General features: G+C 61.9%; 19 protein-coding genes. 5 read left to right on the plus strand and 14 right to left on the minus strand.

What is annotated here, in order from left to right:
* The first annotated feature begins 63 nt into the window (after window positions 1–63).
* Window positions 64–1,023, plus strand: a complete 960-nt coding sequence (locus ACJ8PI_RS02230) for a D-2-hydroxyacid dehydrogenase family protein (protein WP_047568809.1) — start codon at window positions 64–66, stop codon at window positions 1,021–1,023.
* 84 nt (window positions 1,024–1,107) lie between these two features.
* Window positions 1,108–2,040: a tRNA dihydrouridine(16) synthase DusC gene (dusC, locus tag ACJ8PI_RS02235; RefSeq protein ID WP_164134027.1), complete on the plus strand. Its 933-nt coding sequence runs from the start codon at window positions 1,108–1,110 to the stop codon at window positions 2,038–2,040.
* 41 nt (window positions 2,041–2,081) lie between these two features.
* Here the strand turns inward: dusC and ACJ8PI_RS02240 are convergent, their stop codons facing one another.
* The 8 genes from ACJ8PI_RS02240 to ACJ8PI_RS02275 all read right to left on the minus strand — a co-directional run bounded on the left by ACJ8PI_RS02240 (window position 2,082) and on the right by ACJ8PI_RS02275 (window position 11,274).
* A complete protein-coding gene (locus tag ACJ8PI_RS02240) occupies window positions 2,082–2,348 on the minus strand; it encodes a hypothetical protein (RefSeq protein ID WP_164134028.1) in 267 nt (88 codons plus the stop codon).
* Between the two features lie 246 nt (window positions 2,349–2,594).
* Window positions 2,595–3,641: a ferric ABC transporter ATP-binding protein gene (gene fbpC / locus ACJ8PI_RS02245; protein ID WP_060421251.1), complete on the minus strand. Its 1,047-nt coding sequence runs from the start codon at window positions 3,639–3,641 to the stop codon at window positions 2,595–2,597.
* An 11-nt stretch (window positions 3,642–3,652) separates the two neighbouring features.
* Complete coding sequence (locus ACJ8PI_RS02250) at window positions 3,653–5,731, minus strand: ABC transporter permease (protein ID WP_164134029.1); 2,079 nt, start codon at window positions 5,729–5,731, stop codon at window positions 3,653–3,655.
* Window positions 5,732–5,798: 67 nt separating this feature from the next.
* Entirely contained in the window at window positions 5,799–6,830 is a 1,032-nt protein-coding gene (locus tag ACJ8PI_RS02255; protein ID WP_033647097.1) for an ABC transporter substrate-binding protein, read from the minus strand.
* On the minus strand, window positions 6,827–8,155 hold the full coding sequence (gene uhpC / locus ACJ8PI_RS02260) for an MFS transporter family glucose-6-phosphate receptor UhpC (RefSeq protein ID WP_275428451.1): 1,329 nt from the start codon (window positions 8,153–8,155) through the stop codon (window positions 6,827–6,829). Before uhpC ends, ACJ8PI_RS02255 begins: the two co-directional genes overlap by 4 nt.
* A gap of 60 nt (window positions 8,156–8,215) precedes the next feature.
* Window positions 8,216–9,757: an MASE1 domain-containing sensor histidine kinase gene (locus ACJ8PI_RS02265; RefSeq protein ID WP_164134031.1), complete on the minus strand. Its 1,542-nt coding sequence runs from the start codon at window positions 9,755–9,757 to the stop codon at window positions 8,216–8,218.
* Entirely contained in the window at window positions 9,757–10,386 is a 630-nt protein-coding gene (locus ACJ8PI_RS02270; RefSeq protein WP_033647090.1) for a response regulator transcription factor, read from the minus strand. Before ACJ8PI_RS02270 ends, ACJ8PI_RS02265 begins: the two co-directional genes overlap by 1 nt.
* A 123-nt stretch (window positions 10,387–10,509) precedes the next feature.
* Window positions 10,510–11,274, minus strand: coding sequence for an arylamine N-acetyltransferase family protein (locus tag ACJ8PI_RS02275; RefSeq protein ID WP_049234993.1), 765 nt, complete (start codon window positions 11,272–11,274; stop codon window positions 10,510–10,512).
* 151 nt (window positions 11,275–11,425) lie between these two features.
* On the opposite strand from ACJ8PI_RS02275, the gene ACJ8PI_RS02280 reads away from it, so the two are divergent.
* Entirely contained in the window at window positions 11,426–12,178 is a 753-nt protein-coding gene (locus ACJ8PI_RS02280; protein WP_164134032.1) for an SDR family NAD(P)-dependent oxidoreductase, read from the plus strand.
* Between the two features lie 32 nt (window positions 12,179–12,210).
* On the opposite strand, the gene ACJ8PI_RS02285 is transcribed toward ACJ8PI_RS02280, so the two are convergent.
* Both ACJ8PI_RS02285 and ACJ8PI_RS02290 read right to left on the minus strand, forming a co-directional pair.
* Window positions 12,211–14,031 (minus strand): hypothetical protein, encoded by a 1,821-nt coding sequence (locus ACJ8PI_RS02285; RefSeq protein ID WP_033653491.1) that lies wholly within the window; start codon window positions 14,029–14,031, stop codon window positions 12,211–12,213.
* Between the two features lie 197 nt (window positions 14,032–14,228).
* Window positions 14,229–15,128: a LysR substrate-binding domain-containing protein gene (locus ACJ8PI_RS02290; protein WP_164134033.1), complete on the minus strand. Its 900-nt coding sequence runs from the start codon at window positions 15,126–15,128 to the stop codon at window positions 14,229–14,231.
* 116 nt (window positions 15,129–15,244) lie between these two features.
* Here ACJ8PI_RS02290 and ACJ8PI_RS02295 point away from each other — a divergent pair, with 116 nt between their 5' ends.
* On the plus strand, window positions 15,245–16,024 hold the full coding sequence (locus ACJ8PI_RS02295) for a HalD/BesD family halogenase (protein ID WP_164134034.1): 780 nt from the start codon (window positions 15,245–15,247) through the stop codon (window positions 16,022–16,024).
* A gap of 37 nt (window positions 16,025–16,061) precedes the next feature.
* Here the strand turns inward: ACJ8PI_RS02295 and ansP are convergent, their stop codons facing one another.
* Window positions 16,062–17,528, minus strand: coding sequence for an L-asparagine permease (gene ansP / locus ACJ8PI_RS02300; protein ID WP_033637529.1), 1,467 nt, complete (start codon window positions 17,526–17,528; stop codon window positions 16,062–16,064).
* Window positions 17,529–17,964: 436 nt separating this feature from the next.
* The gene (locus tag ACJ8PI_RS02305) at window positions 17,965–18,402 is read right to left on the minus strand and encodes a PACE efflux transporter (RefSeq protein WP_033637530.1); all 438 of its coding nucleotides are present in this window, start codon (window positions 18,400–18,402) and stop codon (window positions 17,965–17,967) included.
* A gap of 112 nt (window positions 18,403–18,514) precedes the next feature.
* Between ACJ8PI_RS02305 and ACJ8PI_RS02310 the strand changes: the two genes are divergently transcribed.
* Complete coding sequence (locus tag ACJ8PI_RS02310; RefSeq protein WP_033637531.1) at window positions 18,515–19,408, plus strand: LysR family transcriptional regulator; 894 nt, start codon at window positions 18,515–18,517, stop codon at window positions 19,406–19,408.
* A 16-nt stretch (window positions 19,409–19,424) separates the two neighbouring features.
* Here the strand turns inward: ACJ8PI_RS02310 and ACJ8PI_RS02315 are convergent, their stop codons facing one another.
* Together ACJ8PI_RS02315 and ACJ8PI_RS02320 are read right to left on the minus strand one after the other, a co-directional pair.
* On the minus strand, window positions 19,425–19,988 hold the full coding sequence (locus tag ACJ8PI_RS02315; protein WP_033647075.1) for a DedA family protein: 564 nt from the start codon (window positions 19,986–19,988) through the stop codon (window positions 19,425–19,427).
* A gap of 50 nt (window positions 19,989–20,038) precedes the next feature.
* Entirely contained in the window at window positions 20,039–20,716 is a 678-nt protein-coding gene (locus ACJ8PI_RS02320; protein ID WP_033653488.1) for a DJ-1/PfpI family protein, read from the minus strand.
* Window positions 20,717–20,746 lie beyond the last annotated feature (30 nt).

A 20,746-nucleotide genomic window follows, 5' to 3' on the forward strand; every position in this document is an offset into this window, starting at 1 on the left:
TGGCGGAAAGGCATTTTCGTACTAGGCTGGACGGTGGCTACCCCTACATTCCAGGAGACGGAGATGAAATTGAAGTGCGCAATTCTCGATGATTACCAGCAGGTGGCGCTCAAGATGGCGGACTGGTCGGCACTGGCCGAGCGGGTGGAGGTGTCCGCCATCAGCGCGCACTTTACCGATGAGGCGGAGCTGGCGGTGCATCTGCAGGAGTGCGACATTCTGGTCATCATGCGCGAGCGCACGCCGATGACCGCCTCGCTGCTGGCGCGGCTGCCGAAGCTGAAGCTGCTGATCACCTCCGGCATGCGCAACGCCGCTATCGATTTGGCCGCCGCCGCCGAGCGCGGCGTGGTGGTGTGCGGCACCAGCAGCGGGTCGGCGGCGCCGATGGAGCTGACCTGGGCGCTGCTGCTCGGGCTGGCGAAGCATATCGTGCCGGAAAGCGTCGGGCTGCAAAACAACGGCCCGTGGCAGCGGGATCTCGGCGTCACCCTGCAGGGGAAAACGCTGGGGCTGCTGGGGCTGGGCAAGATCGGCGGCCAGATGGCCCGGGTGGCGCAGGCGTTCGGCATGCGGGTGCTGGCCTGGAGCCAGAACCTGACGGCGGAACGGGCGGCGCAGGAGGGGGCTGAACTGGCGCCGTCCAAACGGGCGTTGTTCGAGCAGAGCGATTTTGTCTCTATCCACCTGGTGCTGAGCGATCGCAGCCGCGGACTGGTGGGGCGTGACGAATTGACGGCGATGAAGCCCACCGCTTACCTGCTCAACACCTCGCGTGCGGCGATCGTCGATCGGGCGGCGTTGGTGGACGTGCTGCAACAGCGGAAGATCGCCGGCGCCGGGCTGGACGTGTTCGAGACGGAGCCGCTGCCGGCCGACGATGCGTTTCGTCAGCTGCCCAACGTGCTGGCGACGCCGCATGTGGGCTACGTGGCGGACGACAACTACCGCGCCTACTTCACCGAGGCGGTCGAGGATATTGCGGCGTTCCTCGCCGGCCAACCGATCCGCCGGCTGGGCTGACGGCGCTTTTAATGCCCGCGGAGGCTTGTCTGGCGCGGGCATTCACCCGTATCATTGCGGGTCTTTTTTTAGCTGGGATTGGTCATGCGCGTATTATTGGCTCCGATGGAGGGCGTTCTCGATTCTTTGGTGCGTGAGTTGCTCACCGAGGTGAACGACTACGATCTGTGCATCACCGAATTTTTGCGCGTGGTCGATCAGCTGCTGCCGGCCAAGTCGTTCTACCGGCTGTGCCCGGAGCTGCGCTACGCCAGCCGCACGCCGTCGGGCACGCTGGTGCGCGTACAGCTGCTGGGGCAGCACCCGCAGTGGCTGGCGGAGAACGCCGCGCGCGCGGTGGAGCTGGGCTCTTACGGCGTCGATCTCAACTGCGGCTGCCCATCCAAGCTGGTGAACGGCAGCGGCGGCGGGGCGACGCTGCTCAAAGATCCGGAATTGATCTACCAGGGCGCCAAAGCGATGCGCGCGGCGGTGCCGACTCATCTGCCGGTCACGGTGAAGGTGCGTTTGGGTTGGGACTCCTCCAACCGCAGTTTTGAAATCGCCGATGCGGTGCAGCAGGCGGGCGCCAGCGAGCTGACGGTGCATGGCCGCACCAAAGAGGACGGCTACAAGGCGGATCGCATCAACTGGGCGGCGATCGGCGAGATCCGTCAGCGGCTGAGCATTCCGGTGATCGCCAACGGCGAGATCTGGGATTACCGGAGCGCGCAGGATTGCCTGCAGACGACCGGCTGCGACGCCATCATGCTGGGGCGCGGCGCGCTCAACGTGCCGAACCTGAGCCGGGTAGTGAAGTACAACGAACCGCGTATGCCCTGGCCGCAGGTGGTTGAGCTGCTGCAAAAATACGCCCATCTGGAAAAGCAGGGCGACACCGGCCTGTATCACGTGGCGCGTATCAAACAGTGGCTGGGCTATTTGCGCAAGGAATATGACGAAGCCGCCGAACTGTTCAGCGAAATACGCGCGCTGACGACGTCAGGGGATATTGCGCGCGTCATCTGCCGCAGCTAAAAATAAACCCGCACGCGGCGGGTTTATTTAAATCGGTATTATCAGGCGGCGTTGTCGAGACGGTTAAATTCTATCTCGATATCCTGAATGGTTTTTTCCAGCCCTTCCAGACAGGCACCCTGTTTATTCAACAGGTCGTTAATTGCTTCGGCGAATGCCTTATTTTTGCATTCCCCCTGATCGAAGGCCAGCCAGTGTGCGGAGAGCGTCTCGGTATTCGACTGCGCATAGTGGCGCATTTCCTTCAGCTGGGAAGCGACGTTGCGTAAATTATCCAGCTGTGCCTGTGCGTTTGCATTGTTGCTCATGAATTTCTCCTTGAGTTGGCCGTTAAATAATTTCGACTGCGGGATTAAGCTTACCCTATATAAATAAAAATATCACCCTTGTCGGCCCTGGCGGTTATTTTTTAATGAATGCGGCTGTGTTTATTTTTCGATTGAACAAGGACTTGGATGGAATTGTAAAAATAGATAAATACGGTTTTTGAGACGGTTATTTCCGGCCATTCCATGCGGAATGGCCGTTATTCTAACGCTTAAGAGTGATGCTTATTATGCCGCGTCCGCCAGCATAAACATGCCGTAGGGGTGAATTTCCAGATAATAATGTTCGCCGACGTTCGGCTGCAGGCGAGTGGCGTTAACCTGCAGCAAAATTTGCTGCCCATGCCACGCCACCGTAACTTCATACTGCGGCCCCATGTAGGCGACATGCTGGATCACGCAGCGCTGGCTTTCCTCGCCGTGCTCGCTCAGCGTGATCGCTTCCGGCCGCACGCCCACCGTGCCGGCGCCTTCGGCGGCAAAGTGCGCCGGGCGCGGCAGGCGATAGCCGCTGATATCGACATAGTCCGCGCTGAAGCCGGCCGGGAACAGGTTGGCGTCCCCCATGAAGCTCGCCATAAAGCGCGACGCCGGCTGCCGATAGAGATCCTGCGGCGAGCCTATCTGCATGATATGCCCCTTGTTCATCACCAGCACGGTGTCTGAGACCGCGAAAGCCTCGCTCTGATCGTGGGTGACGTACAGCGACGTGATATCAAACTGCTTTTGCAGCTCGCGGATCTTTTCGCGCATGCTGCGGCGCAGGTTGGCGTCGAGGTTGCTCAACGGCTCGTCGAACAGCAGCACTTTCGGCTTGAGGATCAGCGCGCGCGCCAGCGCCACGCGCTGCTGTTGGCCGCCGGAGATCTGATCGACATAGCGATCGTCGAACCCCGCCAGATCCACCATCGCCAGCGCTTCCTGCACGCGCGCTTTCACTTCGGCGCGCGGAATGCCGAGCATCTTCAGGCCATAGCCGACGTTTTCCCCCAGCGACATGTGCGGGAACAGGGCATAAGACTGGAACACCATGCAGATGTCACGTTGCTGGATGGAACGATGGGTGACGTCTTCGCCATCAATGAATATCTGCCCGTCGCTCGGTTTCTCCAGCCCGGCGACCAGGCGCAAAATGGTGGTCTTGCCGCAGCCGGAAGGGCCGAGCAGCGTCACCATCTGCCCCCGAGGGATGGTGAGCGCGATGTTATCGATCACCGTGTTGCTGCCGAACCGTTTGGAGACGTTGCGCAGTTCAACGAAATTTTTCTGGCTCATCATGGGCTCCATTACGCCTGGTTTTTGGCTTTTGAACGGGAGATGCGTGCCTCGCCGATCAGCCAGTCAAAGAGGAAAATAATCGCCAGCATCACCACGATCAGAATTGAACCGTAGGCGATCGCCACCCCGTATTCGCCGTCTTCCACGCGGTTGAGGATGTATGCGGTGGCCACGCGGGTATCGGGGGTGACCAGGAAGACGATGGCGCTGACGGTGGTGATGGCGCGCACGAAGCTGTAGATCAGCGCCGACAGGATCGCCGGGCGCAGCAGCGGCAGCAGGATGTGCGTGATGGTGCGCAGCGAGCCGGCGCGCAGGCTGAGCGAGGCTTCGTCCAGCGATTTGTCTATCTGGCCCAGCCCGGCAATCCCGGCGCGAATGCCCACCGGCACGTTGCGCATCACCATCGAGATAATCACGATGGCGGCCGTCCCGGTGAGGTACACCGGCGCGCTGTTGAAGGCGAGAATGTAAGAGACGCCGGCCACGGTGCCCGGCACCGCAAAGCACAGCATGGTGGTGAACTCGATGGTCTTTTTGCCCCTGAACTGCTGGCGCACCACGATCCAGGCGATCAGCAGGCCGAAGGCGGCGGTGATCGGCGCGGCGATCCCGGCGTACAGCAGCGTGTCGAGCAGCGAAGGCCACGCGCCGTCGCTCATGCCCTGGCCGAACAGCTTGATGAAGTTATCCAGCGTCAGCGTGTAATCCACCCCCCAGTTGACGGTGAAGCTGCCGTAGAAAATGCTGCCGTAGAGCAGGGCGTTAAAGGCTACCCACACCGCCAGCAGCGCGATCACGCCCCACACCAGCGTGACCGGCAGCGGCTGTACGTCACCGCGATAGGATTTGCCGGAAACGGTGACGTAGGAGCGTTTGCCGATCCACAGGTACTGGATGCAGAACACCAGCAGCGAGAACAGCAGCAGGAAGGCGCCGAGGGTGCTGGCGGCCTGATAGTCGAGCTGTGAGCCGGTGATGTAGAAATAGATTTGCGTCGCCAGCACGTCGAAATTGCCGCCGAGCACCAGCGGGTTGCTGAAGTCGGCCAGCGATTGCACCACCACGATCAGAAACGCGTTGGCCAGCGCCGGTTTCAGCAGCGGCACGAACACGCCGTTAAAGGTTTGCCAGCGGCTGGCGCGCAGGGTGTAGGAGGCTTCTTCCAGCGAAGGATGAATGGTCTTGATCGCGCCGTCGAGGATCATGAACGCCATCGGCGTGAACGCCAGCACCTGCGCCAGCCAGATGCCGGTAAAGCCGTACAGCCAGTTGGTGTTGGTCAGGCCGAACCAGGCCACCATCCACTCGGTGACGTAGCCGGAGCGCCCCATCATCAGCGTGACGCCCAGGCCGACGACGAACGGCGGCGTGACGATGGGCAGGATGGAGAAGATGCGGCCGATAATCGCGCTGCGCCTGGCGATGCGGGTGGTGTAAATCGCCAGCACCAGGCCGAAGAAGGTGCAGCCGGCGCCCACCGCGATCGACAGGGCGATGGAGTTGAGGATCACCTGAACGATATGCGCCTGCGACAGCACGTTCATAAACGCCAGCGGCGCGAACGCACCCGTCTGGTCGGTGAACATCGGAATGAAAATCGCGATGCTTGGCCAGACGATGAAGACGCCGATCAGCGCCACGATGGTGACCAGCGCACCGATAACGAAACGGTCGCCGCCCAGCCATTCGAGGCGGGTCTGCGCCAGCGTCATGATGGCGCCCAGCGCGGTCAATTGCACCAGGGTGGCGTAGCCTAAACCGCGCCCCGCCACCGTGGCGCTGACGACGATAAAGGCCATGCACAGCAGCGCCCAGCCGGCATCGAACGCGTGGCGCCGCCGCCGTTCACCGCCCGCAGGGGTGTAGGGGCGAAGCAGCAGGAGGCTCGGCAACAGGCACCATAGCCAGCTGACATTGCGGTGTGACCAGCCGTAGGCCGCGAGGATTTCATCGCCGGTGGACTCCAGCAGGCCGTAATCCAGGCTCCAGCTCGGCAGCAGGGCGAACGCCAGCCAGCCAAGCAAGACCCAAAGGAATATCGCATCTCGTTTTTTCACGAGATGGAGAGCATGTGTATGTGACATAAGTTTCCCGGATGTTCAGGCCGGGTAAGGCGTGAGGCTTACCCGGCAACAGGCGCAGAATGCGGGTTTATTTACCCATCTTGACTTCGCTGACCCATTTGTTGATCAGCGCCTTGCGGACCTCGGTCGAGCCGTATTTGTCCATGTCGTAGTTGATCAGCTTCAGATCGTCGAGCTTCAGCGAGTTCGGCGAGGTAGCGGCGGTGGTATTGGTCAGGATCTGATAAGACTTGCCTTTCTGCCATGCCAGTTCCTGCGCCTCCTTCGACAGCACCCAATCCACGAACAGCTTGGCGTTGTCGAGGTTGCGCGCGCCTTTGAGGATGCTGACGCCGCCGATTTCGTAGCCGGTGCCTTCACAAGGCGAGATCAGCTCAAGCGGCGCGCCCTGTTCCTTTTCGAGCGAGTAGTCATGCAGGAAACCGATGCCGATTGCCGTTTCGCCGCGGGCGGCGTTGCGCGCCGGGGCAATGCCGGATTTGGTGTACTGCGAGACGTTGGCGTTCAGCTGCTTGAGGTAATCGAACGCCTGATCGTCTCCCCACAGCTGGGCAAAGGTCGCCAGCGCGGTGTAGGCGGTGCCGGAGCTCTGCGGATCGGCGATTTGAATCTCGCCTTTGTATTCCGGCTTGGTCAGGTCTTTCCAGCACTTGGGCACCGGCAGGTTTTTCTCTTTCAGGCGCTGGGTATTGACGCCAAAGCCGAGAATGCCGACGTAGACCGCCGAGGAGTAGTTGCCTTTCAGCTTCGCCGGATCGCGGAATTGTGGCATCACCTGTTCGAGGTTTGGCGATTTATATGGCTGCAGCAGCCCCATTTCACCGGCCTGGGATTGCGGATCGAGCGTGCCGCCGTACCAGACGTCCGCCTGCGGGTTTTTCTTCTCGGCGTCCACTTTCGCCAGCGTGCTGCCGGAGCCGTTGCGGATGAACGAGGTTTTCACGTCATATTTCTCGCCGAAGGCTTTGGTTTCCGCTTCGCACATTTCATTGGTGGCGCTGCAGTAGACCACCAGGCGGCCCTTGGCATGCGCGGCGCCGCTCAGCGTGGCCAGCGCGATGCCGGAAGCTATCAGGGTAGTGACTAAGGTTTTTTTCATTGTTTTATCCTTCTCTCGGTAGAGGTGGTAACGCTCGCCATCAGCAGCGGCATCAGCAATAAACCCATAAGAACGGCGGCGATCGACAGCAAACTGAACATGCCTGACCAGCCGTAGCCTTCGATGATCTGCGACAGCGGCCAGCCCGCCAGCGCAGCCCCCAGGTAGGCGAACAGGCCGAGAAAACCGGTGATGGAGCCCGCTGCGCCTTTGTGCCCGCATTCCACGGCGGCGAGGCCAATCAGCATCTGTGGGCCGAAGACAAAAAAGCCCACCGCAAAGAAACAGCCCGCCAGCAGCGCGTAGTGATGCACCGGCGCCAGCCACAGCGCGGCGACGGAAACCATCAGCCCGAGCGTGAACAGCAAAATCATCGGCGCGCGCTGCCCGCCGAACAGCAAATCCGAGCCCCAGCCGGCGAACAGCGCGCCGAGCAGGCCGCCTACCTCGAACAGCATCACCGTGGCGTTGGCGCTGAGCAGGTTGACGCCGTGGCTTTCCGTCAGCCAGAGATTGCCCCAGTCGTTCAACGCGATGCGGATCAGGTAGACCAGCACGTAAGAGACGCCGAGCAGCCAGATCATCGGGTTCTTCAGCATCGTGGTGCGCAACATCTGCCACAGCCCCATCGGCGGGCTTTGCTGTTCCTGGCGCAGCTCCAGCGGATCGTGGCGCCACCGGCCGACCGACGGCAGGCCTTCTTCCTGCGGCGTGCCCGTCAGCCGCCGCGTGAGCCAGATGCCCAACACGATGCTGACGGCGCCCGGGATCAGCATCGCCGCCTGCCAGCCCCAGCGCTGGGCGGCGAAGGCGCTGATCAGCGGCACGATCGCGCCGCCGAGGTTGATCGACATATTCCAGCAGCCCCACCAGAAGCCGCGCTCGTTGCGCGAATACCAGTGGGTCAGCAGCCGCGCGCAGGGCGGCCAGCCCCAGCCCTGAAAGAAGCCGTTCAGCGCCCAGACCGCCAGCAGCAGCGTCAGCGATTCGCCGAAGGCGAACGCCACGTTCAGCAAGCCGGTGGCGAACAGGCCGATCCCCATAAACCTGCGCTGCCCGTGGCCGTCGTGCCACAGTCCGGCGGCGAATTTCGACAGGCCGTAGCTCAGGTAAAACAGCGAGCCGAGCAGGCCGATGTCCCCTTTATCCAGCCCCAAATCCGTTTGCAGCGCCGGCAGCACGTAATTCACGCTTTTGCGCGTCAGGTAAAAGGCGGCGTACCCGATGACCATGTACAGCAGCAGTCGCGGGCGCAGCGCGCGGTAACGATGATCGATTTCAGATGCCGAGCGTGCCTGCATAGCCGCCTCCCTGGTGCTGACTATAAGAAGGTGAAAGGGAAAGGGGATGAGAGAAAGTCCGGAGTGGCTAAGACTTTTTCCTAGTTAGTCGATGGTTTGTTGCAAATTTGTGGGCAGGTTAACAATTACCCGCGTGCCGCAATGCGTTTCCAGCGTCAGCTCGCCGCCCAGCGCGCTGACCCGCTCGCGCATCCCCTGAATGCCGAGGCCGGGCGCCTTGTCCGCGCGGATGCCGATGCCGTTGTCCCGCACCTCGAGGTGCAAAAGCGCGCCCTGTTGATACAAGACGATGGCGACCTCGCTGGCTTCGGCATGTTTGCACACGTTGTTGAGCAGCTCTTGCAGCAGCCGGTAGAGGGTGAAGCGCACCGTTTCGCCGGCGGGCGTGTCTATGAGTCGGTAGTCGAAACGGCAGCGGATGCCCCGTTCGGCAAAGGCGAATTCGCTCAGCAGGTGGTGAAGCGCCTCTTTGAACGCCAGCTCGTCCAACGCGGGCGGGCGAAGCTGGCGCAGCAGCTGGCGCGTGGAGTGATGAATGCGCCGGGCGAGCTCGCTTATCTGGTGCGCGGCGGCCTGGGTTTGCGCCGGATCGCGCGCCCGTTTGACCAGCTGCGACTGGATTTGAATCGCGGTGATGTTCTGGCCGATTTCATCGTGCAGCTCGCGCGCCAGATTTTTCCGCGTGTCTTCTTCGGTGTGGATCAGTTTTTCGGTCAGCGCCCGCCGCGCCGCCAGCTCTTCTTCCAGGCGACGCTGATAGTGGTGCAGGTTTTGCGCCAGGTGCTGCTGGCGGCTGATGGCGATGCCCAGGCCGATGCCGAGCAGCGCCTGCGTCGCCAGAAAGATTTCCAGCTCGACCAAGTTGCCGAACCCCACGCCGACCTGCCGGGCGAGGGTGATCATCATGCTGCCGAGCAGGCCGGACAGCACGCCGCCCTGCCAGCCGAACTTCCACGCCATCACCACGTTCGGCAGAAACACCACGATCAGCAGCAGGCGTTCGATTTCCGGCGACAGCACCATCTGCGTGCCGATGCCGATAACGAAGAACAGGCTGCACCAGATGATTAAGGACGCGCGCAGCGGCGGGTTGGGGGTGTCCAGCCCCAGCAGGTGGTAACGGTGCTGCTGGCGCAGAAATTCAAAGATCAGATAGACGAACGGGGTCAGCAAGACGCCGCCGGTAAACGACGCCAGGCCAAGCAGCATCGCCGGGCTTGGCACAAACGGCGAAAGCAGGGCGGTGTTGAGCAGCGAGGCGGCGGTCACCGCTGCCAGCAGCAGCGTCAGCCGCTGCCAGTAGAGCGGAAAACGGTGCCAGAGTCGTTGCGCGACCGCGGCCGGAAGCAGGGTGATAAACGGCGCGGCCAGCAGGCCGTAGCCGCTCAGCAGGCGTTCGCCGTGCAGCCAGAACAGCAACAGCACCGGCGGAATTATCAGGGCGGGCCAATAGCGGCGCGCCAGCAGGATCAGCAGCGCGAGATAGACGCCGTGCGGCAGAAACAGCGCCGCCTGGTTGCCGTTGTGGGTCAGATAGAAGCCGAGCGTCCACAGCATCAGCCAGCCGCTGCCCCAGGCCAACAGGATAAACAGCGAGATAACCCAGGGCCGGAGTTTGGGCGACATCAATGCCCCGCCAGCAGCTGATGGTCGAGGGCGAAATGCACCAGCTCGATGGTGCTGTTGCACTGCAGCTTGCCCAGGACGTTGGCGCGATGCACGTGCACCGTTTTATGGCTGAGCGCGAGCTTGAAAGCGATCTCCTTTACGCTGTCGCCTTTGACCAGCAGATCGAAGATTTCACGCTCGCGCGGGGTTAGCGCTTCCAGCGCCGTGGCCGGCTGCTCGCCGCCGCGCAGCGCCCGCAGCGCGTCGGCGCACAGGTAATGGCCGCCCATATCGACGGAACGCACCGCCTGCACCAGCTCTTCCGGCCCGCAGCGTTTGGTCAGATAGCCGCTGGCGCCGGCGTCCAGCGCGCTTTGCACGAAGGTGGGGGAGTCATAGATGCTGAGGATGATCGCGCGGAACTGCGGCTTCTGCGCCCGCAGGCGCTTCAACAGGCTGAGGCCGTTTTCATCCGGCATGGCGATGTCCATCAACGCGACGCTGACGTCGTCGCGCAGCAATGCCGGCCAGGCCGCCGCCGCGCTGCTGTATTGCCCCACCACGTCGAGATCGTCCTCGAGGCTGAGCAATTGCGCAAAGCCGGAGCGCACCACCACATGGTCATCCACCAGTATCACACGGATCATTTTTCGCACTCTGTTGCCGAATCATGGCCCTATGATGCCTGCCGCCGCGGTGCTGGCAATCAGCCAAGCGCGGTTATGCAATCGGTGTAACAGAATCGTAATAAAAGGGCGCCGCCTGCGCCGTCAACGATCCAAATCGATGGCGAAATGCTGCCACAGCGCGGCGCGCCGCTCCTCTTCCGAATGCAGCGTCGTTTCGTGGCGCTGGTGATCTTCGGTCACGATCAGCTTCATGTCGCTGAGGGTCACCCGGCCGTGGTTCGTCGGCCGTGAACACACCAGGCGCTGGGTGAAGTGCGACTGCGGCGAGGTGCTGTGGAAGCGGCACATCTCGTCGAACTCATGCAGCTCGCGCGGCTGAACGGTAAAGCGATACAGGGTTTTGGCATGCGAACGTTGGTCGCCGTTGCGGCGCTCCAGCAGGTAATAGTCGCCTTCCCGCTCCAGGTGGAAGGTGCCGCTGGCCTGCGGTTGCGGCTCGGCGGCGACGATCTTCAGCGGCGTCAGGAAAGAATCGCCGAAACCGACGTCCACCAGCCAGGCCTGGCCCGCCAGATCCACCCGCAGCGCCAGATGGTCGTAGGGCGGGCCGAAATGGCCGTCGCGCGCGCGGATCTCGCCGGAGATGAAGCTCACCTTGAAACCGATCTCCCGCAGCAGCAGAGCGAACAGCGCGTTCAGCTCATAACAGAAACCGCCGCGGTTGCGCTCGACCACTTTGCTGAACAGCGCCTCCGGCGCCAGCTGAATACCCTGATGATAAATAATGCTCAGGTTCTCGAACGGGACGCTCAGCATGTGGCGATGGTGCAGCTGTTGCAACGTGGGGAGGTCAGGGCGGGCGGCGCCGGTAAAGCCGATATGCTGCAGGTAGCGTTGGGTATCCACAGGGAGTCTCGCATGAGAAAAAGTAGGCATAAAATAGCGGGCTTTGCGGCTTTTGTGAGCGCATTACGTGCTGCGCTGTCGCTGCTGCCGCAAACTGTCACTGGCCGGCGCTAGCCTGTTCCCCTGAGTTCAATCTGGCAGGAGAACGGCTATGCAAGATTTCAAACATCGGGTGGCGCTGGTGACCGGCGCTTCCACCGGCATCGGCGAAGCGATCGCCGCCGAACTGTTTCGGCGCGGTGCCACGGTGGTGATGACCGGCCGCCACGCCGCGCCTCTCGCCGCCGCCGCCGCGCGGCTCGATCCCGAGGGCCGACGGGTGATGACGTTGCGGATGGACGTGCGCGAGGCGCCGTCGGTGCAGCAGGGCATTGAAGAGACGGTGCGGCGCTGCGGCGCGCTGCATCTGCTGGTTAACAACGCCGGGATCACCGGCCCGCACGAGGTGGACATCGATCGGTACGCGGTCGAAGATTGGCATGAGGTGATCGCCACCTGCCTGAGCGGCACGTTTTTCGGCATGAAGTACGGCCTGCCGGCGATCGTCGCCGGCGGCGGCGGGTCGGTGGTGAACCTCTCTTCCGCCAACGGCGTGGTGGGCATTGCCGGGATCGCGCCTTATACCGCCGCCAAGCATGGCGTGTTGGGCCTGACGCGCTCGGCGGCGCTGGAGTTCGCCACGCGCGGCGTGCGCATCAACGCCGTCGGGCCGGGCTATGTGGAGACGCCGGCGATGAGGGAACTGCCGGCGTCGGCGCGGGCGCAGATGGCCGCTTCGCACCCGATGGGGAGAATGGCGACGCGGGAAGAGGTGGCGAAAACGGTGGCTTTCCTGCTCTCGGACGACAGCAGTTTCACCACCGGCGCGTTTTACAGCATCGACGGCGGTTATACCGCGCGTTAATGGAAGACAGGCCCCTGACGGGGCCCGTTCGGTTACCAGGATTTACGCGGGTTGCGGGAGACGATGTCGATCTTTTGACACAACAGTTGGGTGATATCCACCGAGGTGGGCTGAGCGGCGCTGCCGGTAAAGTTTTTCAGCACGATGGCGATGCGGGCGTAATTGACATAGCCCTCAGGCAGCGGCAAATATTCCGACGAGTTAAGCGCAGTGATCCGATCCGAGGTCATCGTTGCCGAAGCGGCCGGCGTTACCGTGCCGGTGCGCCCCCACTGGCAAGCTTTTTCCAGTAGGGTAGTGACGCCGGCATCGCCGTTCAGGACATACTTGCCTTGGTAAGTGCCGATGGTGACATCAAGGCTGTTCTGGCCTTTCAGGTTTGCCAGCGTGGCGCGCCACAGCACCAGATCGTTTTTCTCGATTGGGAAGTAGATCTCGACGCGTTTGTCCGTCGTTGTCGCCGTTTTGGTGGTGGCGGTCAGCACGCCGTTTTGTAGCGTCACCGCCAGATCGGCGGTCTCCGTTTGCGAGAGGCGTGCGCCGCCGAAGGCGTAGACGTTATTCAATGCCAGCGCGCCGCTCTCTTTCCAGCTCGGCTCCGGCAGATGGTTGACGCCATCGCCCAGATAGAGCAGGCGCCACATGTTGATGTAGCCGGGCGCGACGATCTTTTTCATCTCGATATGGTTGTTGGACCAGCCTTTTTTAATGTCGGCGTTCACCAGATCGAAACCGTCGATATAACATTTTCCGCTTAGCTCGCTGGACTTATCGAAGAAGAAATACTCGACGTATTGGTAGGGCACACTGCTGCCGGCATCGGTGTTGTTGGTCATCACGCTGTGCCATTGGCTGTCTTTAATTTTTACCGTACCACCGTTGTTGCTGGTAAAGACCGGCCGGTAGTTGCGGCAGTTGGCGTTACCCCATTCGAAGTGGCAATTTTTAAAGTCCAGCGTGCCGCCCTTAAGGTCGAACAAACCATAGTCGGTATTGGCCAACTGTTCGGTTTCATTGTTAAAGCCGCTGTAGTCGAACGAACAATCGCGGAAGGCCAGGTTATGCACTCCCTGATAATAGTTTCGGCTGTCGCCGAACAGGCATTTGTAGAAGACGATTTTTTCGCCGGCGTTGGCGGTAGTTTCAGACCAGATCGGCCAGAAGCAGCCCCGCACCATGATGCTGTGCCAGCTCTGGATATAGGCGTTATTGCCGAAGACGATGCCTTTATACAGGTTGGTCAGCCAGACGTTTTGCACCAGCAGTTGGCAGGCCGGCAGGCCGTGCATGTTTGAGGCATCGCTGTAGACACACAGGCCGCGCAGATTGGCCGCCGCGCCAGGGGCACCCACGATGCGCAGGTTATAAATCGCCGGCGCTCCCAGCGAATATTGCACGCGTACGCACTCGATGTTGGCGGCGCCGCTGAAGTCCAGAATGGTGCCCTTAAAATCGACGGCGTTTTTCCACAGCTTCAGGTTGGCGGTGGTTTTACAAGGGCGAACGCCGCCGGGGCCAACCAGGGTAATCCCCGCAGGGGTCGTAGGGATAGGCAATTGCCACCACTCTTCGCCTTTGACCTGCAAGAAGTTGCACGCGCGGGTAATGGTCAGCGAGTAATCCAGTTCATCGCCCGGCAGGTGCCACCAATCGATGCTGTAATCGCCGTCATTGATGATGCGCTTCCAGCGGCGGTTTTGCGCGTCGACGAGCAGGGTGACGCCGTTGTCCTGGCTGGTGGTATCTGCATCGTCTCGGGTAAATACGCCGTGATGGTAGCGGTTTTCGAGCATCACCGCGGTTTCGCTACCGGCATAGCTGCGTAGGTTGGCGTAATCATTTAATGAAATCATGGAGTAACCCTCATTTTGAACAGTAAGAGGCCGATGCAATATGGCGATTGCAGGGGCGGCGGCATAGGGAAATGGCATTGTGGCCGAAGGGCGGATCGGTTCGCGATCCCGGTCGGCAGAGATAAATTAACAGGCTGAGGTGAGAGGCTTAAGCGTTCAGGGTTGTGTCTGACGCCAGCAAACATCGCCGTTGGGGTTCAGGCTTGGTCTGTAGATGCGAGGGTTTGCAACCAGGCCAGAAACGCCGCTGCGCCGGGTTTTTCCAGCGTGCGCGGCGGGTAAACCACGTAGTAGGGTTTGCTGAGCGGCAGCGCCGGTTCGGCCAGGGTGACCAACTGGCCTGCCGCCAGTTCACGACCGATCAGCCGCCGCTGGCCGAGCAGCACCCCGCGCCCTTGCACGGCGGCGTCGATGGCCAGCGAGGTCAGGTTATAGGTCAGCCCGCGCCGCGCCGGCGGCATTCGATCGGCGGCGGTGAACCACTCGTGCCAGCCCGGCAGAAACTGGCTCTCCTTGCCCCAGTCGACGTGGATCAGCGGCAACTGCGTCCAGTCGCCGCGATCGCGCAGCGCCGGGCTGCACACCGGCTGCACCCGATCCTGAAACAGCCGCACCTTTTCCAGCAGCGGATAGTCCTGATCGCCGAAGCACAGGGCGAAGTCCGCCGCCGAACGGGCGAAATCGACCGCCGCATGGGTGGCGTGCAGCCGCAGATCGCCGTCGGGGCACTGCGCCAACCAGTCGCCCAGCGCCGGGTTCAGCCACTTGGAGGCCAACGCCGGCAGGGCGAACACCGTCAGCGTCTGTTTGCCGCGCTGGCGCTCGACGTGCTGCTGCGCCACGCGCAGCGTTTCGAACGCCTCCTGCACGTAGGCCAGGTAGTCCGCGCCCTGTTCGGTCAGCGTGACGCCGCTTTTGGCGCGGATGAACAGCGTGATGCCCAGATGCTGTTCGAGCTGGTGGATCTGCTGGCTGACGGCGGCGGCGGTCAGCGCCAGCGTATCCGCCGCGCGGGCCAGGCTGCCGGTGCGGGCGGCGGTTTCGAACGCCAGAATGGCGCTCAGCTTGGGCAAGCGCGCGCGGGACGGTGAGTGCATGGGCAGGGCTATCGCTAAGAATTGGTTAGCTTATCCATAACGTATTTTTGTTATGGCGGCAATGCGCCATTCGCTACAGTGAGAGGCATCCGGCTATCGCACACGAGGGGAACGCCATGCCGCAACTTGCCGATATTATCGATCTGTCCGCTCATCCCATCGACGACGCCGCATTCCGCGCCCGCTGCCGGCAAACGCTGGAGCGCGCCGGCGCGCTGGTGCTGCCGGGATTTCTGCGCGCCGCCGCGCTGGCGACGGTGCGGTTGGAAGGTGCCGAACAGCACCATGCGGCGTTTTACGCCACCAGCAAACACAACGTGTATCTGCGGCCGCAGGACGACGCGCTGCCGGCCGATCACGCGCGCAACCGGCTGGTGGTGTCGTCCAAGGGCTGCATTACCGACGAAGATATTCCGCCGCAGTCGCCGCTGCGTGCGCTGTACGACGCCCCGGCGTTTCGCGCGTTCCTCTGCGCGGTGCTGGATGAGGCGCAGCTGTATCCCTACGCCGATCGGCTGTCGTCGATCAACCTGCATTACGCCCACACCGGCCAGGAGCTGGGCTGGCACTTCGACAACTCGTCGTTCGCCATCACGCTGCTGATCCAGAAACCGGCGGCGGGCGGGCGTTTCGAGTACGTGGAGAACCTGCGCGACGCCGATCGCGGCGAGATGAACTATGCCGGGGTCACGCAGGTGCTGGACGGCGAGCGGGCGGCCAAACGGCTGGCGATGGAGGAGGGGGATTTGGTGCTGTTTCGCGGGCGCAACGCCATGCACCGGGTGACGCCGACCGAAGGCGACATCACGCGCATGCTGGTGGTGCTGGCCTACAATGCGCAGCCGGACGTGATGCTGTCGGAAAGCGCCAGAATGACGTTCTACGGCCGCTTATAGCGGATAAAAAAACCGCCCCGGAGGGCGGTTTGTCGATTCAGTGCGGGTTCTGCTCTTCGTGAGCCTGCTGCTCCCGCTTCACTTCCTGCGCGCGCTTGCGCAGGCCGAACCAGCCCAGCGTCAGCAGCACCGCCAGCACCGGAATGGTGGCGATGGTCCAGGTGCCGTTCGGGTAGTCGAACGCCATCATCACCACCACGATCAGCAGGAACGCCAGCGTCAGCCAGGAGGTGAACGGCGCGCCCGGCATTTTGAACGATACCGGCTGCGCGCGGCCTTCGCGCACGGCTTTGCGCAGGCGCATCTGGCAGACGATGATAAACGCCCATGAGGCGATGATGCCCAGCGAGGCGATGTTCAACACGATCTCGAATACCTGCGAAGGCACCAGGTAGTTGAGCACCACGCCGATCACGTAGATGCCGCAGGTGACCAGGATGCCGGCATAAGGCACCTGCTGGCTGCTCATTTTGGCCATCAGCTTCGGCGCCGAGCCGCCCATCGCCAGCGAACGCAGGATGCGGCCGGTGGAGTAGAGGCCGGAGTTGAGGCTGGACAGCGCGGCGGTCAACACCACGATGTTCATGATGGTGCCGATGTAAGGCACGCCCAGCTTGCTGAAGAAGGTGACGAACGGGCTTTGGCCGGCCTGGTAGGCGTTCCACGGCAGCAGCAGCACCAACAGCACCACGGAGCCGACGTAGAACAGGCCGATACGCCAGATCACGCTGTTGATCGCTTTGGGCATCATTTTGGCCGGATCTTTACACTCGCCGGCGGCGGTGCCGATCAGCTCGATGCCGGCGAAGGCGAAGATCACCCCTTGCACCAGTACCAGCGCCGGCAGCAGGCCGTGCGGGAACATGCCGCCGTTTTCGGTGATCAGGTGCATGCCGGTGGTGTGGCCGGCGACCGGGGTGCCGGTGCCGAGGAAGACGACGCCGACAATCAGGAACAGCGCGATGGCGACCACCTTGATCAGCGCGAACCAGAACTCCATCTCGGCGAACCACTTCACGCCGATCATGTTCATGGTGGCGACGATGCCGAGCGCGCCGAGGGCGAACAGCCACTGCGGCACGTCGGCGAAGGTGCCCCAGTAGTGCATGTACAGCGCCACCGCGGTGATGTCGACGATGCCGGTCATCGCCCAGTTGAGGAAATACATCCAGCCGGCGACGTAAGAGGCTTTCTCACCGAGAAATTCGCGGGCGTAAGAAACGAAGCTGCCGCTGGAAGGGCGATGCAGCACCAGCTCGCCCAGCGCGCGCAGGATGAAGAAAGAGAAGATCCCGCACACCAGATAGACCAGCGCCAGCGCCGGCCCGGCCAACTCGAGACGGCCGCCGGTACCGAGGAACAAGCCGGTGCCGATCGAACCGCCGATGGCGATCATTTGGATTTGCCGGTTGCCCATGCTTTTGTGATAACCGGATTCATGAGAGTCTAGCCAGCGTCTTCTGGCGGCGTGTTTATCGTCCGCCGACTTTTTTTGTGAGTGCATTATCCGTCCTGTTTACCTGTCTATGATGAACGCCGCCCTGAGCTGCAGGGCAAACGATTGCCATCAGCAATCGTAATGAGAATGAGGTCGTGGCATCATTCCGCTGTTTATTGTGTATACAGCCGCCGTTAAATAACGGCGTGGCATGCTACCGTTTCCCGATAAAGGTGGCAAAAAAACCTGCGTACAAAGCGTGAACAATTGTGTGTATTTTTTAAACTGAAAACAAAAGCGCATATTATTCAGTAAGATGAGTCTTATTATCAACACGGAAATATCGAACGATAAAAGTGATTGAAATCACAGAATAATAATTACCGCGCAAATTAAAGGGATTTTGAAGTTATTTTGCGTGAGGGGGAAGGCGGGCGGAAAATAAAGCGATGGCGCCTGCGCAGTAATTAGCGTGCGCAGGCGAATCGGACGCGGGGGCTTTTTAGGCGGATTCACCGGCCGGCAGAGCCGAAGCCGGCAGGCCGAACAGCTTGTCGAACGCCCAGTTAAACAGGAAGGTGTAGCAAGGAATGATGACGATCAGCGCCATATCCAGCAGCAGCGCCTGCCACAGCGTGATGCCCATCCACCAGGCGATCAGCGGGATCAGATACACCACCAGCGTCAGCTGAAAGCCGACGGCGTGCAAAATGCGGCGCTTGAGCGTGCGGGTGCGCGACAGCTGGCGGCTTTCCCACCACTCGAATAAAGAGTTGTAAATAAAGTTCCAGCTGACCGCGATGGTGGTGATCACCACCGCCAGCGGCCCGGTGCTGCTCGGCGCATGGCCCGACAGCAGCGCCAGCCCCAGCGCCGAGATCGCCATGCCGATGATTTCATAAGCGGTGACATACACCAGTTTGCGTTTGACGCCTTGCATTGTTTTCTCCCGATCTGTTTTTAGTTGCCTCTGCGGCGACGGCGGCTAAGATAACGTCAATCACATTGATAGAAAAAGTCAGGAGCTGTCAGTTTTACTGACAGGTTAAACGATGAACTTTTCCAGCGACAATATCGAACTGTTTCTGGCGGTGCTCGATCGCGGTTCGTTTTCCGCCGCCGCCCGCGCGCTGCGGCGCGTACCGTCCGCCGTCAGCATGGGCATCGCCAACATGGAGGCGGAACTCGGTTTCGCCTTGTTCGATCGCTCGCACCGTGAACCGACGCCGACCGCGCTGGCGTTGGCCTTGGCGCCGCACGCCCGCCTGATCGCCGGGCAGCTCAAGCAGCTGCAGGTGCACGCTATCGAACTGTCTCAGGGGCTGGAGAGCCGGCTTTCGATCGGCGTGGCGTCGGACATTAACGGCGCCAGCCTGCTGGCGGCGGTGAAGACGCTGTCGCAGCGTTATCCGTTGCTCAACATCGAAGTGCTCAGCGCGCCGCAGGACGACGTGCTGCACATGCTGCACCAGGAGCGCATTGGCGTTTGCCTGGCGTTCGGCGGGCTGAACATCAACAGCGCGGAGCAGTTCCACTCCGTCGGCGCGGAATCGCTGGTGGCGATGGTCTCGCCGCAGCACCCGGCGCTGGACGGCGCGGCGGGCGAACTGTTTCTCGAGGATCTGGTCAACGTGCGGCAGATCATGGTGGCCAGCCGCGATCTGCCGATCGGCGATCTGCGCCCGCAGGTGGCGGAGGCCTACTGGCGCACCGATAGCCTGCCGATGGCGCTGAACATGGTGGAAGCGGGCCTGGGGTGGGGCAATTTCCCGCTGTCGCTGGCCGAGCCGCTGCTGGCGCAGGGGCGGCTGGTACGGCTGAAATTCAAAAACACCAAGAACGAGCTGCGCTTGCCGATGCATTTGATCTGGCTGAAGAATCGCCCGCTGGACAAGGCGGCGCGCGAGCTGGTCGAGCTGATGCGCGCGGCACCGCAGGAAGGCTGACGCCAGGCGCGCTGGCTTATTCCGCGTGGCGTTTGCGCCACCAGAAGCGCACCAGCAGGATGGCGGCGATCGCCAGCGCGACAAACAGCAGGCTGGAGAGTTTTTTGTCGAAGCCGGTAACGAAGCGTTCGATCGCCTGGCCGCCAAAATAGCCGAGCATGACGAAGATCGTCGCCCACAGAATGGCGCCGAGGATATTGAGCGGCACGAAGCGCGACGGCGGCAGGCGGCTGGCGCCGATCAGCACCGGGCCGATGATGCGGAAACCGTACATAAAGCGCACCCCGATAACGAACAGCATTGGGTGGCGGGCGATCAGCTTTCTGGCGCGCGCGATGCGCTTTTCCTGCCCCTTGAGCCGCGAGATGACCCGGCCTTCGAACCGGCGGCCGGCGAAGTACAGCAGCTGATCCCCCAGCGTACCTCCCAGCGCCACCACCGCGATCACCCACGGCCAGTGCAGCAAGCCTTCATGGGCGGCGATGCCGCCCAGCAGCGTGATGGTTTCTCCCTCAGCCAGGCAGCCGATAAACAACGCCCAGTAGCCGTAGTCCGTAATGTAGTGGGCCAAATCGGTCATTCCTTACTCCTTATGTGACTGACGCATAAGGGCAAGTATACGCCCGATCGCTAGCCTTGGGCGATCTGGGCCACCAACGCTCTGCGCCGTGCCAGGCTTTCCGCCATTTGTGCCTCTACCTTGGCGTAAATGTACGGCGGGGCCAGTTCCGGCGTGCCGCCCGTGAACGGCGGGGCCGGGGCGTACTCCAGATAAAGCTGGATCGTCTGGGCAGTGTCTTCGCCGTGCAGTTCGGCGATCAGCGCCAGCGCAAAGTCGATGCCGGCGGTGACGCCGCCGCCGCTGATCACGTTGCCGTCGCGCTCTACGCGTGCAGCGCTGGGGATGGCGCCGAACAGCGCCAGGCTGTCGCGCATCGACCAGTGGCAGGCGGCGCGTTTGCCCGCCAGCAGGCCGGCCGCGGCCAGGATCAGCGAACCGGTGCACACCGAGGTCAGGTAGCGGGCATCGGCGCCCAGCCGCCGGATTTGCTGCATGAACGCTTTATCCTGCAGCGCCTGGGTACAGCCGCTGCCGCCCGGCACGCACAGCACGTCGCAGCGCGCGATCTCCGGCAGCGGGCGCAGCTGGGTGAAGTGCAAGCCTTCCGATTCGACATCCGCGCCGTCTACCGAAGCGACGATGATTTCCGCGCCCGGCATGTGGCGCAGAAACTGCAGCGGGCCGGTGAAGTCGAGCTGGGTGACGCCTTGATAGATGGGAAATACAATCACGAGTGGTTCAGACATGACATTCGCCTCATTTTTATCGTTGGACCT

The organism is Serratia sp. CY82433, assembly GCF_052166535.1.
Classification (GTDB): domain Bacteria; phylum Pseudomonadota; class Gammaproteobacteria; order Enterobacterales; family Enterobacteriaceae; genus Serratia; species Serratia sarumanii.

What these genes read in the sequence shown, in the direction of transcription:
- ACJ8PI_RS02230 (WP_047568809.1), top strand. Translation starts at nt 64, where the DNA reads ATGAAATTGAAGTGCGCAATTCTCGATGATTACCAGCAGGTGGCGCTC.
- dusC (WP_164134027.1), top strand. Translation starts at nt 1,108, where the DNA reads ATGCGCGTATTATTGGCTCCGATGGAGGGCGTTCTCGATTCTTTGGTG.
- ACJ8PI_RS02240 (WP_164134028.1), bottom strand. Translation starts at nt 2,348, where the DNA reads ATGAGCAACAATGCAAACGCACAGGCACAGCTGGATAATTTACGCAAC.
- fbpC (WP_060421251.1), bottom strand. Translation starts at nt 3,641, where the DNA reads ATGAGCCAGAAAAATTTCGTTGAACTGCGCAACGTCTCCAAACGGTTC.
- ACJ8PI_RS02250 (WP_164134029.1), bottom strand. Translation starts at nt 5,731, where the DNA reads ATGTCACATACACATGCTCTCCATCTCGTGAAAAAACGAGATGCGATA.
- ACJ8PI_RS02255 (WP_033647097.1), bottom strand. Translation starts at nt 6,830, where the DNA reads ATGAAAAAAACCTTAGTCACTACCCTGATAGCTTCCGGCATCGCGCTG.
- ACJ8PI_RS02265 (WP_164134031.1), bottom strand. Translation starts at nt 9,757, where the DNA reads ATGTCGCCCAAACTCCGGCCCTGGGTTATCTCGCTGTTTATCCTGTTG.
- ACJ8PI_RS02270 (WP_033647090.1), bottom strand. Translation starts at nt 10,386, where the DNA reads ATGATCCGTGTGATACTGGTGGATGACCATGTGGTGGTGCGCTCCGGC.
- ACJ8PI_RS02280 (WP_164134032.1), top strand. Translation starts at nt 11,426, where the DNA reads ATGCAAGATTTCAAACATCGGGTGGCGCTGGTGACCGGCGCTTCCACC.
- ACJ8PI_RS02285 (WP_033653491.1), bottom strand. Translation starts at nt 14,031, where the DNA reads ATGATTTCATTAAATGATTACGCCAACCTACGCAGCTATGCCGGTAGC.
- ACJ8PI_RS02290 (WP_164134033.1), bottom strand. Translation starts at nt 15,128, where the DNA reads ATGCACTCACCGTCCCGCGCGCGCTTGCCCAAGCTGAGCGCCATTCTG.
- ACJ8PI_RS02295 (WP_164134034.1), top strand. Translation starts at nt 15,245, where the DNA reads ATGCCGCAACTTGCCGATATTATCGATCTGTCCGCTCATCCCATCGAC.
- ansP (WP_033637529.1), bottom strand. Translation starts at nt 17,528, where the DNA reads ATGCACTCACAAAAAAAGTCGGCGGACGATAAACACGCCGCCAGAAGA.
- ACJ8PI_RS02305 (WP_033637530.1), bottom strand. Translation starts at nt 18,402, where the DNA reads ATGCAAGGCGTCAAACGCAAACTGGTGTATGTCACCGCTTATGAAATC.
- ACJ8PI_RS02310 (WP_033637531.1), top strand. Translation starts at nt 18,515, where the DNA reads ATGAACTTTTCCAGCGACAATATCGAACTGTTTCTGGCGGTGCTCGAT.
- ACJ8PI_RS02315 (WP_033647075.1), bottom strand. Translation starts at nt 19,988, where the DNA reads ATGACCGATTTGGCCCACTACATTACGGACTACGGCTACTGGGCGTTG.
- ACJ8PI_RS02320 (WP_033653488.1), bottom strand. Translation starts at nt 20,716, where the DNA reads ATGTCTGAACCACTCGTGATTGTATTTCCCATCTATCAAGGCGTCACC.